This window comes from Shimia sediminis (assembly GCF_003990645.1).
In the GTDB taxonomy this organism is placed as follows: domain Bacteria; phylum Pseudomonadota; class Alphaproteobacteria; order Rhodobacterales; family Rhodobacteraceae; genus Shimia; species Shimia sediminis.
In genome coordinates this window covers 21,572-37,249 of record NZ_RYZK01000010.1, presented here as the reverse complement: position 1 = coordinate 37,249, position 15,678 = coordinate 21,572, and the positions used below count along the sequence as shown (strand labels likewise).

Genomic DNA, 15,678 nt, shown 5'->3' with positions numbered 1-15,678 from the left:
GCAACGAAAAGCCCGGATGGCGCGTGCGACTGGCCGCGCCGCAGGACATGTGTTGGAGGATGCCATGCCTTTTGAGCCGACAGACTATCTCCCTTATGATTTCGCCAACCGGCGCCATATCGGCCCCTCGCCCGAGGAAATGGCCGAGATGCTCGCAGTGGTGAATGCCGCCGATCTGGATGCGCTGATTGACGATACCGTGCCCGCGAGCATTCGCCAGAAAGAGGCGCTGGATTTCGGTCGGCCCATGTCCGAACGCCAGCTCCTGCACCACATGCGCGAGACGGCCAAGCAGAACAAGGTCTTCACCTCGATGATCGGGCAGGGCTATCACGGCACCGTCACGCCGCCCGCGATCCAGCGTAACATTCTTGAGAACCCCGCCTGGTACACGGCCTATACGCCCTACCAGCCGGAGATTTCCCAAGGCCGGCTCGAAGCGCTCCTGAACTTCCAGACCATGATCTCCGACCTGACCGGGCTCGAGATCGCCAACGCCTCGCTGTTGGATGAATCCACCGCCTGCGCCGAGGCGATGACCATGGCGCAGCGCGTCAGCAAGTCCAAGCAAAAGGCCTTCTTTGTCGATCGCGATTGCCACCCCCAGAACATCGCCGTGGTGAAAACCCGTGCTGAACCGCTGGGCATCGAGGTGATCGTCGGCAACCCCGACAAGATGGACGCCTCTGCGATCTTCGGTGCGCTGTTCCAGTACCCCGGCACCTATGGCCACGTGCGCGACTTTACCGATCACATGGCAGCCCTGCATGAACATAAGGCCATTGGCATTGTCTCGGCCGATCCCCTGTCGCTGACCCTCTTGAAAGAGCCGGGCGCCATGGGCGCCGATATCGCCATCGGTTCGACCCAGCGCTTTGGCGTTCCGGTCGGCTACGGCGGTCCGCACGCCGCCTATATGGCGACCAAGGACGCCTATAAACGCGCCATGCCGGGCCGGATTATCGGGGTCTCGATCGACGCCCAGGGCAACCGCGCCTATCGTCTGTCCCTGCAGACCCGCGAGCAGCACATTCGCCGCGAAAAGGCCAACTCCAACGTCTGCACCGCACAGGCGCTGCTGGCGGTGATGGCCTCGATGTACGGCGTGTTCCATGGACCCAAGGGGCTCAAGGCGATCTCGCAGCGCATCCACCGCAAAACCGTGCGTCTGGCCCGTGGGTTGGAAGAGGCCGGGTTCAAGGTGGACCCCAAGGCGTTCTTTGACACCATCACCGTGGATGTGGGCCCGCTTCAGGCTGCCGTGCTGAAATCCGCGCGCGACGAACGCATCAACCTGCGCCCCGTGGGCGAAACCCGCGTCGGCATCACCGTTGATGAAACCACGCGGCCCGAGTCCATCGAACGGGTCTGGCGTGCCTTTGGCATCACCCGTACGGATGATGAGTTCGAGCCGGAATACCGCGTGCCTGCGAACATGCATCGCAAGAGCGATTATCTGACCCACCCGATCTTCCACATGAACCGCGCCGAAACCGAGATGATGCGCTATATGCGTCGCCTCGCGGACCGCGATCTGGCGCTGGACCGGGCGATGATCCCGCTGGGCTCCTGCACCATGAAGCTCAACTCAGCCGCGGAAATGATGCCGCTCAGCTGGCCCGAGTTTTCCTATGTGCACCCGTTTGCGCCCGTGGATCAGGCACAGGGCTATCGCCACCTGATCGACGACCTGTCGGACATGCTGTGCAAGATCACCGGCTATGACGCCATCTCGATGCAGCCCAACTCGGGCGCACAGGGCGAATACGCAGGCCTCCTGACCATTGCCGCCTACCACCGCGCCAACGGCGAAGGGCACCGCAACATCTGCCTGATCCCGATGAGCGCCCATGGCACCAACCCCGCCAGCGCCATGATGGTCGGCTGGAAGGTGGTGCCGGTGAAATCGGCCGAGAACGGCGATATCGATCTTGATGATTTCCGGGAAAAGGCAGCCAAACACGCCGAAAACCTTGCCGGATGCATGATCACCTATCCCTCGACCCACGGCGTGTTCGAGGAAACCGTCACCGATGTGACCGCGATCACCCATGAATTTGGCGGTCAGGTCTATATCGACGGCGCCAACATGAACGCCATGGTCGGCCTCAGCCGTCCCGGCGATCTCGGCGGCGACGTGAGCCACCTGAACCTGCACAAGACCTTTGCCATCCCCCATGGGGGCGGCGGTCCCGGCATGGGACCGATCGGGGTCAAGGCGCATCTGGTGCCGCATCTGCCGGGCCACCCCGAAACCGGCGGGGCAGAGGGGCCTGTTTCGGCAGCCCCCTACGGGTCGGCCTCGATCCTGACGATCAGCTGGGCCTATTGCCTGATGATGGGCGGCGAGGGTCTGACTCAGGCCACGCGCGTGGCGATCCTCAACGCCAACTACATCGCGCAGCGCCTCGAAGGGGCCTATGACGTGCTCTACAAGGGGCCGACAGGCCGCGTGGCGCATGAATGTATCCTCGACACCCGCCCCTTCGCCGACAGCGCAGGCGTCAGCGTCGATGACATCGCCAAGCGCCTGATGGATGCCGGGTTCCACGCACCCACCATGAGCTGGCCGGTGGCAGGCACCCTGATGATCGAGCCAACCGAGTCGGAAACCAAGGCCGAGCTGGACCGCTTCTGCGACGCCATGCTCGCCATCCGCGAGGAGATCCGCGAGATCGAAGAGGGACGTATGGACAGCGAAAACAACCCGCTGCGCAATGCGCCCCACACCATGGAAGACCTCGTGCGTGACTGGGATCGTCCCTATAGCCGCGAACAGGGCTGCTTCCCGCCCGGTGCCTTCCGCGTCGACAAGTACTGGCCACCGGTCAATCGCGTCGACAATGCCTGGGGCGACCGCAACCTCGTCTGCATCTGCCCCCCGATGGACGACTACGTCGACGACTAAAACCCCCCGTAGGTCGGACAAATTTGTCCGACCTACCTTCTGCCCCGTGATGACGTGGGCGACGCGCTAATTCACCGACCTTCGCCGCGTGTCCGAGGGCCGTTCGCCAAACAGCTGCCGGTATTGCTTGCTGAAATGGCTCCAGTTCCAGAACCCGTGTTCCGCCGCCATATCACCGATACTTCCTGCCTGATCCTCGGGTCTTAGCAGGCTCCGGCGAACCCTGTGCAGCCGCGAGCGCAGCACATAGGATGACACGCCCAAGGACAGCTCGCGGGAAAAGGCGTACTGAATACTGCGCTTGCTGACCCTCAGCCGCGTTGCCAGCGATTGCACCGACGCCTCGGTCTCCTGGGACAGATCCAGCCCGTGGCGGAACTCCAGAAACCGGGTAAAGTTGCGCGATGACCCGGTCATGATCGCCTCGATACCCCCCCATTCCAGGATCAACCCCGCCACAAGGCTGTCGATCAGCGCATCGGCCAGCCACGTTGGCTCAGGCCCGTGGTCGCCGACGGTACAGGAATTCACCACGGCGCTCAGCGCATCCCGCCGGAGCCGCTCGGCGATGGCCGGCGCGCGCAGAAACCCGATCTCTTGGTCCAGCCCGCCGATCCAGTCACGCAGATGCGGGGCCGGGGCCAGCCGCCGCGCCAGCCTCTCCTTGTCGATGACAATCGCCAGGACCGCGGCATTCTGCGGGCTATAAAGTTCAAACGCGGCATTTGGCGGAATGGCAAAGATCGCACCCATGTCGATGTCGACCCCGTTGGCCCGGAAAGGCTCGGGCGCCGAGAGCACCACACCAAAGGAATAACTGTCGCGGGACGCGGCGATGGATTGCGCCAGGGCCTGGTTTGCAAACTCGAAATGCAGCGCGGTTTCCGGCCCCAGGAAACACGAAACAAACCGCCCGTGAAAGCGCCCGTCACTCAGCTGCATATACTCCTGATCGTGGCCCACCAGACGCTCGGCCTGCTGGTCAAAATCGAAAAACGCCTGATCCACAAGGTTCGCGCTGTTTGCGCTCCATTGGTGATCGGGAAACCAAGCCCTTGGTTCGACAGTGTTTTTCATCTCCTCGCTGCCTCGCGTCGTTGCGCTGTGACGATAACACCGATCTCGCCGCCCGGTCTATTCTGATGTGGCACAGGGAACCCTCGCGGTTTCCCCAAAGATCACAGGGAGATCATCACAGATGACACACCACGCTTCACTTTTTGCCGCCGCGGCCCTCGCGGCCCTGCCCGCCGTCACATCGCTTGCGGACACGGCCACAGTCAACGGCGCCGATCTTTACTATGAAAGCCTCGGCAGCGGCCCGGCCATTTTGATGATGCACGGGGGGCTGGGGCTCAGCCACGACTACCTGCGCCCCTATTTCGACCAGCTGTCCGAGACCCATACGGTCGTCTACTATGACCACTTCGGCAATGGCCGCTCGGCCAAACCCGATGACTACGGCGAGATGAGCTTTGACCGCCTGACCTCGGACGCCGCCGCGCTGATGACATCGCTCGGGCACGACAGCTTTACCCTGATCGGCCATTCCTATGGCGGCTTCATCGCGCAAGAGTTCGCGGCCACCTATGGCGACCGGCTCGAGGGGCTGGTCCTGATCGACACCGTGCCCGCCTTTGACTACCACCCGACCGTTTCGGGCAGCGACGACCAGATGGCCGCCTTTGGCAAGCTGTTCTCGCAACCCATGGCGGACGATGCCGACTGGCAAGCCACATGGAACCCGGTGGTGCAGATGTATTTCCACACCTGGGATGCCGAGGTTGGGGCCGATCTGGATGCCCGCACGGTTTACGAGCATCGCGCCTGGAACGCGGCGGGCGGCTTGCTCGCCACCTTCAACACGCTCGAAAAACTGCCCGAGATCGACACCCCCGCGCTGGTGATGGCCGGTCGTCACGACGGGATCACACCGCCGGACCCCGGCGCTGAACGCATCGCGGCGCATCTGCCCAACGCCACGCTGGTGATTTTCGAGGGGTCGGCCCACTATCCCTTTATCGAAGAACAGGACGCGTTCTTTGATCGGCTTACCGCCTGGCTGGCCCGCGACTGACCATGCGCAGAACCGGTGTGGGGGGCTTGCCACCCCGCACCGTCCCTCGGCCCGCATTGACACCACCCCGACGCCTTTCTAGGGTCCCGCGACGCGACCTACGAGGCATTGATGTCCAACACACTCGCTTCCCCCAAGGTTTTTGGGATCGGCTTTCAGAAAACCGCGACCACCACGCTCTGCACCGCGTTCCGCATCCTGGGCTACAAGATGGAAGGCGGCGGCAAGAGGTTTGTCCCGGCGCTGCGCAACGGGGACCTGACCCCGATCTTCGAGGCTGCCGACCGCAACAACGCCTTCGAGGACAACCCCTGGCCGCTGTTCTATCGCGAGCTGGATGACCGCTATCCGGGCAGCAAATTCATCCTCACCATCCGCGACGAACAAGACTGGTTGCAGAGCGTGGTCAACCACCTCGGGTTTCTGCCCGACCCGATGCAGAAACTGGTCTATGGCGTGGGCTTTCCGGTGGGCTTCGAGGATGTCTTTCTGGAAAGGTACCGCCGCCACAACCGCGAGGTTCTGGAGTACTTCAAGGACCGCCCCGACGATCTGCTGGTGGTGGATTTCTGTGCCGGGGCAGGGTGGGATGAGCTCTGTGGCTTCCTCGGCCATGATATCCCCGAGCGTGACTTCCCGCATTCCTTCAAGGGGATCTACACGCCACGCAAACGCCTCTCACGCCGTATGGTGGGGGCGTTGATCCACGGCGCACGCCGCCTGGTTGGGCGCGGCGCACCCTTGGACCAGCCTTAGCCGCCTGTTGGCTCATGCACCGTCAGGATGCTGCGCAGATGTGCACCGGTGTCCTTGTCCACCAAATAGTGCGAGATGGTGCGTGCGTAATACTCCAGCAACTGCGCCTTTTCCGGGCTGACGATGAACCCCCCTGCCGCTTCGCTCACCACGCCGCGGGACATCAGCACCCCAAGCCCGATGTCGCAGGCGTTTGCATCGTCGATCTCGTCAATGGCCAGCGGCACCCCTCTGCTGCGCAACTCTTCGGTCAGCCGCAACACCTGCCTGCGCAGCTCTGGCCGCGCCAGCGCAGTGTCCGCAGCCTCGCGGATCACGGTTGACACCAAGGACACCGGAAGCACCGGGATCATGCCCGCGATCTGATCGATGATGTGTTCGGCCACCGGGGCGACAACCGCCTTGCGCCGGTCGTCATCCAGCGCCTCAACCGTCTCGCCCTGTTGCGCCAGCCATGCGCGCACCGAAAAGGCCGGGCCAAAGCTGACGGCGGCCTGCCCGAACTGTTGCCGCCGGATTTTCAGCAACCGCGCAATGACGCCCAGCGAATGCCAGCCGGTGCTGCGGATCGTATACAGGCGGGATTTCTTCTTGAACCCGTCCTCCTGATGCGCCAGCAACGTCATGTCCTCGGGCACCCGGTCATAGTTGAACGCCACCGGGATAAACACGATGTCCTGCGTGTTTTCCTTGCCCAGCCCCGCAAGAATATAGCGCATCAGCCCCAGCTTGATGGGTTGCAACGCGCCATCCCGGCTCAGGCCACCCTCCAGGAAAATCCCCTGGGGCATATGCGCGCCGATCATCATGTGGATGTAGCGCGCCAGCACGGTCTTATAAAGCCGCCCTTGCGAGTCGCGCCGGATGATGTAGCAGCCGCTCATCTGCATGATGCGGTTCATCGGCCAGACCGCGGCCCACTCTCCGGCGGCGAAGGATATCATGCTGGTGCGCGCCGCCAGATAACTCAGCACCGCCACATCCAGGTTCGAGCGATGGTTGCCCACCAGAACGATGCTCGAGTTTTCCGGGATGTCCGCATAGGCGTCTGGGGGCAGCTGCTTGACGATGCGCACGTCATACATCGACCGCAACCAGCGCCGCGCCAGCCAATAGCCGATGTGGAAATAGAACAGCGCAAAGAAAGACGGCATCAGCTCGTCGATATAGGCCCTCGCCTCGGCCTCGGCGGCCTCGGGCCCGTCGGTTCCGGCGGCGGTCTCGATCGCAGCTTGCACCACCGGGTCATTGAACAGGCGCTCGGTCAGCACCCGGCGGGGCACCTGCAGCACCTTGGGCAGGGGCCGCGTCAGCGTGGTATTCAGCCGTGCCTTGGCGTCCCGTTCGCGCCGCTTGAGCGCGCGGCGCACCAGCGGCTCGACGATATAGGCCCGCGCCCCCATCAGCGCCAGAACCAGCCCCGGCAGGGCCAGCCACAGCGGCAGGACGATCTCATACCCCAGCACTAGGCGCCGGTCCCGTTTGCGATGTCATCGAAAATGGTGCGGAGCCGGTCCAGCGGGCGGGCGTCCCGACCCAGCCGCAATGGCACGGTAAAGTGGCCACAGGGCCAGATAAACCGGTTCTCCTGCGGCAATTGCCAGGCGTCCTGCAACCGTTGCCCCGAGGCGAACTTGGTCACCCGATCCTTGCGGCCCAGAATGCTGACGATACGCTCGGGCGCCATCACCGGCACCCCCGGAGGGTCAAGCTTGGCAAGCCAGGTCTTTTGCATGTCGCGGGTCCAGCCCAGCTTGCTTAGCGGCTCGTGCAGGCCCCAGATATCCGACAGGTCACTGTCCGTGGCCACGTCGCCCACGTGCTCGCAATGGGTCATCAGGAACAGGGCGTCGGGGTGCAGATGCTCTGGCCAGTCGCGCGCCCGGATCGACGCCATCTGCGCCGCCTGCGCCCCAAGGCTGCTGCCGCCAAAGGCCACCGGCCCGTCGCTGGTGCGGCGGGCCCAATCCATCAACACCGCCCATTCCTTGTGCTGCGCGGTGAAATAGTCGAACTCGCCCATCGGCGCGCGCGACAGGAACATCTCGCCGCCGTAATGCCCGTCCGGCACCCGGCGTCCGTGCCATGGTCCCTCGGGGCGAATGACGCGAATGCCACGGCGGGGCAGCATGGCAATCGGGTCCACCAGGTTGCGCCAATGGTCGAACTCCACACAGATGCCGTGGCCAAAAATCAGCGTCGGGGGGTTCTTGACGCCGACCGGCTCATGCACCCGCGCATAGACATCATCCCCCAGATGCGCCGCGGGCGAGGTAAAACGGATCCAGTAATCCCGTCCCGCCGGGGTCGGCACATCGCGCGACTGCTGGATCGCGGGCATGGCCACCGGCGGTTCGAACAGCCGCTCAAAGGCGTCGCCCTCGGCACTGTAACGCGCTTCGAACTCCTGGGGCGTGGCGAACTCGGGGTAGACAGTTGTGGCCAGCCACAGCCGCAGATGGGTGAAATACCGCCGCGTCGCATTGAACCGGCTGCGCGCATGCAGGCGTGCCTCTTCCAGCGATGACAGATGCCGCTCGGGAACCTCGTTCGGACCAAAGAAATTCTCGTGCCAGAAAAACTCGACACTGTTGATATTGGCGCGTTCCCGCTCGAATATCCGCAGCGCCCGGCGCAATCGCGCGCGGTTGCGGATCGGGCGTGTCAGCGGCGCTGCCGTGGCAAAATCCTCGACCTTGCCGTTGGCGGCGCGTGCGGCGGCCCAAAGCCGCGAAAAGGGAAAGAAGAACCGCTTGAGGCTCTGCAGGATCAACCAGTCCAACCATGGCCGCGCCAGAACCTCGCCCACCCAGGACGCCATGATGCGCTGCGCCAGGTTCAGCTCTTTGCGTGCAACCGCCCGCATGACCGCAGGGTTCGCGGACAGGGGCATGTGGCCTGAGGACGTGGCCTGCGGTTTTTCCATGCCTTTGGGTGCTCCTTGTTCCGATCCGGCGCGTCCCCAAGTGCTGGATCGGCGAGTGTCACACCCGCAGTTTTCGTGTCTCACCAGGCCCGCGCCATGATGCAGGTCAAAGCCGGTCCCACCAAAGGTGTCCCATCGGCAGGCACAAGGCGTTTCGAAACGCCTTGGCAAGCGCCTTGCAAGGCGCTTGGTGCCCCAAACCCCGGCCTGTCGCCGCTATTCCCGCGCCCGCAGGATCTGCGCTGGCCGCGAGGCCAGCGGCGTTGCGGCAAACAACAGGCTCGCCAGCAGCGTCGCCAGCACACCGCCCGTGACAATCGCCAGCGCATTGGGCCAGATCACCGCAAAGTCGGTCTCAAGCACAAAGAACGTCACCGCCCAGGCCCCGGCAATCCCCGCCACCAGCGCCACCGATCCGGCGGCAAAGCCGGTCAGCCCAGCGCGCAGGGTGAAACTCGTCAGGATATCTCGCCGTGTCGCCCCCAGCGTCTTCAGGATCGCCGCCTCATAGGTGCGGCTGGTCTGGTTTGCCGCCGCCGCGCCAATCAGCACCAGGAACCCGGTCAGCAGCATCACGCTCGCCCCGTATGAGGTCGCATCCGCCAGCGACGACAACAGGTCCGAGACCCGGCTTATCGCGTCCTTGACCCGGATCGCCGTGATATTGGGATAGGCATTCGACAGATCGCGCAAAATCTGCGCCTCGGCGGCATCTTCGGCATAGACCGTGGCGATGAAACTATGCGGAGCTGCCTCTACGGCCGCGGGGTTCATCACCATGATAAACCCCATGCCCGCGGTCGAAAAATCCACCGCGCGGAAACTGGTGACCGTGCCGGTCATGTCGCGCCCCAGGATGTTCACCGTCAGCGTGTCCCCCAATTGCAGCCCCATCTCTTCCGCCTCTTCCGCGGCAAAGCTGATCTGCATGTCGCCCGCATAATCTTCGGGCCACCATTCCCCTGCGGTCACCGTGGTGGTCTCGGGCACGGTGGCGGCATAGGTCACCCCCCGGTCGCCCTCGAGTACCCAGTGATCGCCCGCCACCTCCGAGGCCGGTCGGCCATTGATCCGCGTGATCACCCCGCGCAGCATCGGCGCGGTCTCGACCTTGCTGACCGCTGTATCCGCGTCCAGCCGTTGCAGGAAACCGTCGATCTGGTCCTTCTGGATATCGACAAAAAAGTAACTCGGCGCGATCTCCGGCAAATCCCGTGCGATGGCGTTGCGCAGGTTGCCGTCAATCTGCCCCACCGCCGACAACACCGACAGGCCCAGACCCAAGGACAGGATCACCGGCAGCGCCGGTTCCGACTGTGACGAGATCGCATTGAGCGCCCAGCGCAGCACCGGCACCCGCCGCGCCCGTTTCGCCGCGCGCCGCGCCAGCTCGCTTGTCGCCAAAGCCGCCAGCGCCAGCAACACCAGCGCGCCCAGAATCCCTGCCGCCGCCCAAAGCGTCAGCCGCCAGGACCCCGACAACCACCCGGCCAGCGCCAGCAACACCGCCAGCAACCCCACGACCACCACAAGGAACCCGGCAGGTGGCAACAGCTTCGCCGCCCCCATGGCATCGCGAAACAGCGCCGCTGCCCGCACATCGCCAACCCGGCTCAGCGGCCACAGCGTAAAGATCAACGCGGTCAGCACGCCATAGGCTGCGGCCTCCAGCAACGGGGCCGGATAGACCGTGAACACCGTTGGCAAAGGCAGCGACGATTGCAGGATCGGGGCCAACGCCAGCGGCAATGACGCCCCCAGCGCCAAGCCCAGCACAATCCCCACCACCGACAATATCCCGATCTGAATGAAATAGGTCAGGAACACTGTCCGCCGATCCGCCCCCAGGCTGCGCAGAATGGCAATCACCTGTGTCTTGCCCGCAAGATAGGCCCGGATTGCCGAGGACACGCCAATGCCGCCCACAGCCAAGCCACACAGGCCCACAAGCACCAGAAACGCCCCCAGCCGCTCGACAAACTCCGCCACACCCGGCGCGCCATTGCGGCTGTCGCGCCAGCGCAACCCCTTGTCCTCGAACTGCGCCAGCGCCTCGGCCTTCAACGGCTCCAGCGCCGCGCCTTCGGCAAAATCCAACCGGTATTTTGTGGAAAACAGCGTTCCGGGCGCAAGCAAGCCGCTGTGCGCCAGGGCCTCGGTGGCCACGATGCTGCGCGGGGCCAGTCCAAAGCCGCCCGCATTGTCCGGCTCTTTCACAAGTTCCGCGCTGAGACGAAACTCCTGTGCGCCGAACTTGAACGTGTCGCCAATCTTCAGCCCCAGCCGATCGATCAGAATGCGCTGCATCACAGCGCCGGGCAGGCCATCCTGCTCGGCCAACGCCGCATCCAGCGCCATCGGCGGGTCCAGCACCACCGCGCCGATCAGCGGATAGGCCGCATCCACCGCTTTCATCTGCGTCAGCCCGCGTTCGTCTCCGACAACCGCCATCGAGCGAAAATCCACGACCTCGGACAGACGTTTGGCATTGGCGTCCATCCATGCGCGCTCAGCGTCACTGGCAAAGCGATAGGTGAAATCCATCTCGGCGTCGCCGCCCAACAGCGCGGCCCCCTCTGCCGCCAGACCCGCTTCGATACTGGCCCGCACGGTGCCAATGGCGGCAATCGTCGCCACCCCCAGCAACAGACACCCAAGGAAAATCCGAAACCCCCGCAGGCCCCCGCGCAATTCCCGGCGCGCAAAGCGCCACGCCAGCGACAGACTCACGCTGCCGCCTCCTGCACATCCACCTGACCGTCGCGCAGACGGATCACCCGGTCACAGCGCTCGGCCAGCCGGTTCGAGTGTGTCACCAGCACCAATGTCGCGTCATGCCGGTCGCGCAGGCGGAACAACAGGTCCATGATCGCCTGCCCGTTGGCCTCATCCAGATTGCCCGTGGGTTCATCCGCCAACAGGATATGTGGCCGGGGCGCCACCGCCCGTGCCAGCGCGACCCGCTGCTGCTCGCCCCCCGACATCTGCCGGGGAAAGTGATCGGCACGATCCGCCAGCCCCACGGCCTCCAACTCGGCCTCGGCCCGCGCAAACGCATCCTTGTGCCCGGCCAGCTCCAGGGGGGTCGCAACATTTTCCAGCGCGGTCATGGTCGGGATCAGATGAAAGCTCTGGAACACCACCCCCATGTGGTCGCGGCGAAACCGTGCCAGCGCGTCCTCGTCCATGGCGCTCAGGTCCTGCCCCAGCGCCGAAATTGTCCCGCCGGTCGCGCGCTCCAGCCCGCCCATCAGCATCAACAACGACGATTTGCCCGAGCCGGACGGCCCCACCAGCCCCAAAGTCTCGCCTTTTTGCACCTCCAGCGTGATCCCATGCAGGATTTCGACGCGCCCGGCATTGCCTTCCAGCGCAAGACGGGCATCTTTGAGGGAGAGAACGGAAGACATATGGGAACCCTGTTTATGATTGTATTGGGCCAATATGGGGGGCTGCGAAGCTTCGGCAAGGCGCTGGCGCTTGTTTTGGCAAGTGTTGTGCCTGCAAAAGCGCAGGACCTCGCCATCCTCGCCTTCGGAGACAGCCTGACCCACGGCTACGGGCTGATCGAACAGCACGGCTTTGTGCCGCAAATGCGCGATTGGCTGGCGGGGCAGGGGGTGACCCTGCGGCTGGTGAACGGCGGCGTTTCGGGTGACACCACCGCAGGCGGGGCCGCGCGCATCGACTGGTCCCTGACCCCGGACATCGACGGTGTGATGCTGGCCCTTGGTGCCAACGACATGCTGCGCGGTATCGATCCGGCGTCGTCGCGCGACAACCTCGCCAGGATCATCGAGGCCGCACAGGCCCGTGACCTGCCGGTGCTGCTGATCGGCTTTCAGGCCAGCAACAATTTTGGTCCCGACTACAAGGCCGCCTTTGACGGCATGTACCCCGACCTCGCCGCCCGGTATGACACGCTCTATGCGCCCAGCTTCTTTGCCGGCCTGCAAACCGACGACCCCTCCACGGTTGCCGCCCTCATGCAGCCCGACGGGTTGCACCCCAATGCCGACGGCGTGGCGCTGATCGTCGGGGACCTCGGCCCCAGGGTGCTGGAGCTGATCGCCGCAACCTCCGCAGACTAAGCCGCGCAGGCGTCGCCCCGTGGGGGCGCGCTCACTTGCTGCCTTCCCTCACTGCCCCAACCCCGCTACCCTTTGCCCATGCCCGGTCGCCTCTTTCTCACCACCGCCATGCCGCAGATCGCCGCCTTCATCGGCGAAGACGCCGGGCCCACGGCGGATGAGCCGCCCCGCCACAACATCCAACCGGGTCAGGAGGTGGTCTGCCTAACCACTTCGGGCTTCACACGCATGCGCTGGGGCATCATCCCCGTGGGCCGCGTCAACGCCCGGGGCCGCCCGGTGATGGAGACCATCCTCAACGCCCGCTGCGAAACCCTGTTCGACAAATCCGCCTTTGATGGGGTGGGTCGCGCCGTGGTGATCGTCGACGGCTGGTACGAATGGACCGGCGCGAAACGCCGCAAGACCCCCTGGCGCATCTTTGGCCCCGATCCGCTGATCTTTGCCGCCATCACCGACACCTGGACCGCGCCCGGCGGCCTCACCCTGCCGCAACTCGCCACCGTCACCTGCGCCCCCAACGCCGACGTGGAACCGATCCACCACCGCATGGGCGTGCTGCTGGAACCGGCAGACATCCCCCTCTGGCTCACCGGCGACGAAGAGTCCGTGAAACCGCTGATGACACCCTGGCCCAAGGGCCGCCTCACCATCGAAGAGGCCAAGCACGTGGATTGGTCCGGACCATGAAAAAAAGGGCGCCCAACCGGACGCCCCTCTCGAAACCCTGATCGCTGTCGGCTTAGGCCAGCGCGATATCCACGGCGCTCTCGCGGCCATCACGGCCAGCTTGCAGCTCGTAGGTCACTTTCTGGTTGTCGGCCAGGCCGGTCAGGCCCGAACGTTCCACGGCCGAGATGTGTACAAACACGTCATTGCCGCCGTCTTCGGGCGCGATAAAGCCATAACCTTTGGTGGTGTTGAACCATTTGACGGTGCCAGTTGCCATCGTCGTTTCTCCTGTTTTCAGCTGCCCGCGGAAGTGCGGCAGGTCGGCGTAGTCAGTGCAAGATCGAAAGACTGAGCCGTAGGGAACAGATGGTCGATAGTGGTAACGTCGCGCGATTTATATGGGGCACTGACCGCAATCGGGCAAGAGAAATCACCATAACTCTGCGTAAATGCACAAAAATCAGGCTGACCCCAGGGTGGTTTCCTCGTCAGCGCACAAAAAATATTTTACCAGTTGATAAAAAAATTAACCTGTGAGAGCCTGACTCCAATAGCCAAAACGATGACATGGGGAGAGACATGACCAATTCACCGTTGAGCGAAGGTGTTGTTGCGGGGCGTCTGTCAGGCGCCGAGCTGACCGAGAACTTCGCCGACCTTCACCCGGCACTGGACACCCACGAGGCCCTCGTGGCCGCCGACCGGTGCTACTTCTGCCATGACGCACCCTGCATGGAGGCCTGTCCGACCGATATCGACATCCCTCTGTTCATCCGTCAGATCGCCACCGGCACGCCCGAGGCCGCCGCGCGCACCATCCTCAGCCAGAACATCCTTGGCGGCATGTGCGCCCGCGTCTGCCCGACCGAGACGCTCTGCGAAGAGGTCTGTGTGCGCGAAGTGGCCGAGGGCAAGCCGGTCAAGATCGGCGAGTTGCAGCGCTATGCCACCGACACGCTGATGGCCTCGGGCGAGCATCCCTTTGAACGCGCGCCCGCGACCGGCAAAAAGGTGGCCGTGGTTGGCGCAGGCCCCGCCGGTCTGTCCTGTGCGCACCGTCTGGCCACCTATGGCCACGACGTCACCGTCTTTGATGGCCGCGCCAAGCCGGGCGGGCTGAATGAGTTCGGCATCGCCTCGTACAAATCCGTCGACAACTTTGCCGCGCGCGAAGTTGACTGGCTGCTGAAAATTGGCGGCATCACCGTCGAGACCGGCAAACGCCTCGGCGACGGCCTCTCGCTGGCATCGCTGCAAGCTGACTATGACGCCGTGTTCCTCGGCCTCGGCCTTGGTGGTGTGAATGCGCTGGGCGTCGAGGGCGAAGACAAGTCCGGCGTCGACGATGCGGTCGATTTCATCTCGGACCTGCGTCAGGCCTCGGACCTTGCGGGTGTCGAGATTGGCCGCGACGTGGTTGTCATCGGTGGCGGCATGACCGCCGTGGACGCCGCCGTACAGGCCAAACTGCTCGGCGCACTCAACGTCAGCCTTGTCTACCGTCGGGGCCGCGACCGCATGAACGCCAGCGTCTTTGAACAGGATCTTGCGGCCTCCAAAGGCGTGCGCATCATCACCAATGCCTCGCCCGTGGCGATCCACGGCAACGGGTCGGTGCGCGAGATCGAGTTCGAATATACCGACGATGATCTCAACGCGACCGGCCAGACCGTGCGTCTGGCAGCGGATCAGGTGTTCAAGGCCATTGGCCAGACCCTTGTCGGGGACGGCCTGCCGGATCTTGATGGTGGCAAGATCGCCGTGGATGGCACCGGGCGCACCAGCGTTTTGGGCATCTGGGCCGGGGGCGACTGTGCCACCGGGGGCGATGACCTCACCGTCACCGCCGTCGCCGAAGGCCGCGACGCCGCCGAAGACATGCACCAGTCGCTCGCATGAAGCCCATCGTCGCCATAGCCCTGGCCACCTGCCTGCCCTCCGCTCTGACAGCGGGACAGGTCTTTGGCCAGTGGTGCAATGACCATGGCGACGAACTTCTGATCGACGCGCAAGGCATGCGCGGGGGCGAGCACGTGTCTTGTGACTGGACAACACCGGTCACCGACGCGGCCCAGATCCGCGCGGGCCTGCATTGCAAGACCCTTAAATTCGTGGACGGCCAATGGGTGCCGATCCACGAGGTAACCTATGACTTCATGGCAGAGCTGGCCAACGCCGACCACCTGCGGGTGGCCTATACCGATGGCCGTTTCAACCACACGCTCACGCGCTGCGAAGTAAACTGAAA

Annotated in this window: 13 protein-coding genes; 7 read left to right on the top strand and 6 right to left on the bottom strand. The window is 64.2% G+C overall.

What is annotated here, in order from left to right; all coding sequences use genetic code 11:
• Positions 1 to 64: 64 nt before the first annotated feature.
• Positions 65 to 2,908 carry an aminomethyl-transferring glycine dehydrogenase gene (gene gcvP / locus EK369_RS17310; protein WP_127115656.1) on the top strand — a complete coding sequence of 948 codons (2,844 nt, stop codon included), beginning with the start codon at positions 65 to 67 and terminating at the stop codon, positions 2,906 to 2,908.
• Between the two features lie 66 nt (positions 2,909 to 2,974).
• Here the strand turns inward: gcvP and EK369_RS17305 are convergent, their stop codons facing one another.
• Positions 2,975 to 3,985 (bottom strand): helix-turn-helix domain-containing protein, encoded by a 1,011-nt coding sequence (locus EK369_RS17305; protein ID WP_127115533.1) that lies wholly within the window; start codon positions 3,983 to 3,985, stop codon positions 2,975 to 2,977.
• Positions 3,986 to 4,106: 121 nt separating this feature from the next.
• On the opposite strand from EK369_RS17305, the gene EK369_RS17300 reads away from it, so the two are divergent.
• Entirely contained in the window at positions 4,107 to 4,985 is an 879-nt protein-coding gene (locus EK369_RS17300; RefSeq protein WP_127115532.1) for an alpha/beta fold hydrolase, read from the top strand.
• A 111-nt stretch (positions 4,986 to 5,096) separates the two neighbouring features.
• Positions 5,097 to 5,741, top strand: coding sequence for a sulfotransferase family protein (locus EK369_RS17295; protein ID WP_127115531.1), 645 nt, complete (start codon positions 5,097 to 5,099; stop codon positions 5,739 to 5,741).
• Here EK369_RS17295 and EK369_RS17290 read toward each other — a convergent pair.
• From EK369_RS17290 to EK369_RS17275, 4 genes are all read right to left on the bottom strand, one after another.
• Positions 5,738 to 7,207, bottom strand: a complete 1,470-nt coding sequence (locus EK369_RS17290; protein WP_127115530.1) for a 1-acyl-sn-glycerol-3-phosphate acyltransferase — start codon at positions 7,205 to 7,207, stop codon at positions 5,738 to 5,740. The two genes, EK369_RS17295 and EK369_RS17290, sit on opposite strands and share 4 nt — an antisense overlap.
• Complete coding sequence (locus EK369_RS17285) at positions 7,207 to 8,667, bottom strand: alpha/beta fold hydrolase (RefSeq protein ID WP_127115529.1); 1,461 nt, start codon at positions 8,665 to 8,667, stop codon at positions 7,207 to 7,209. Before EK369_RS17285 ends, EK369_RS17290 begins: the two co-directional genes overlap by 1 nt.
• A gap of 216 nt (positions 8,668 to 8,883) precedes the next feature.
• Positions 8,884 to 11,397, bottom strand: a complete 2,514-nt coding sequence (locus EK369_RS17280) for an ABC transporter permease (RefSeq protein WP_127115528.1) — start codon at positions 11,395 to 11,397, stop codon at positions 8,884 to 8,886.
• Entirely contained in the window at positions 11,394 to 12,077 is a 684-nt protein-coding gene (locus EK369_RS17275; protein WP_127115527.1) for an ABC transporter ATP-binding protein, read from the bottom strand. Before EK369_RS17275 ends, EK369_RS17280 begins: the two co-directional genes overlap by 4 nt.
• On the opposite strand from EK369_RS17275, the gene EK369_RS17270 reads away from it, so the two are divergent.
• Positions 12,078 to 12,758, top strand: a complete 681-nt coding sequence (locus EK369_RS17270; protein WP_127115526.1) for an arylesterase — start codon at positions 12,078 to 12,080, stop codon at positions 12,756 to 12,758. It begins immediately after the preceding gene.
• A 78-nt stretch (positions 12,759 to 12,836) separates the two neighbouring features.
• Positions 12,837 to 13,448 (top strand): SOS response-associated peptidase, encoded by a 612-nt coding sequence (locus EK369_RS17265; RefSeq protein ID WP_127115525.1) that lies wholly within the window; start codon positions 12,837 to 12,839, stop codon positions 13,446 to 13,448.
• 52 nt (positions 13,449 to 13,500) lie between these two features.
• On the opposite strand, the gene EK369_RS17260 is transcribed toward EK369_RS17265, so the two are convergent.
• Complete coding sequence (locus EK369_RS17260; protein WP_127115524.1) at positions 13,501 to 13,707, bottom strand: cold-shock protein; 207 nt, start codon at positions 13,705 to 13,707, stop codon at positions 13,501 to 13,503.
• A gap of 302 nt (positions 13,708 to 14,009) precedes the next feature.
• On the opposite strand from EK369_RS17260, the gene EK369_RS17255 reads away from it, so the two are divergent.
• Together EK369_RS17255 and EK369_RS17250 are read left to right on the top strand one after the other, a co-directional pair.
• Complete coding sequence (locus EK369_RS17255) at positions 14,010 to 15,329, top strand: NAD(P)-dependent oxidoreductase (protein ID WP_127115523.1); 1,320 nt, start codon at positions 14,010 to 14,012, stop codon at positions 15,327 to 15,329.
• On the top strand, positions 15,326 to 15,676 hold the full coding sequence (locus EK369_RS17250) for a hypothetical protein (protein WP_127115522.1): 351 nt from the start codon (positions 15,326 to 15,328) through the stop codon (positions 15,674 to 15,676). The genes EK369_RS17255 and EK369_RS17250 overlap by 4 nt, the downstream gene beginning before the upstream one ends.
• Positions 15,677 to 15,678 lie beyond the last annotated feature (2 nt).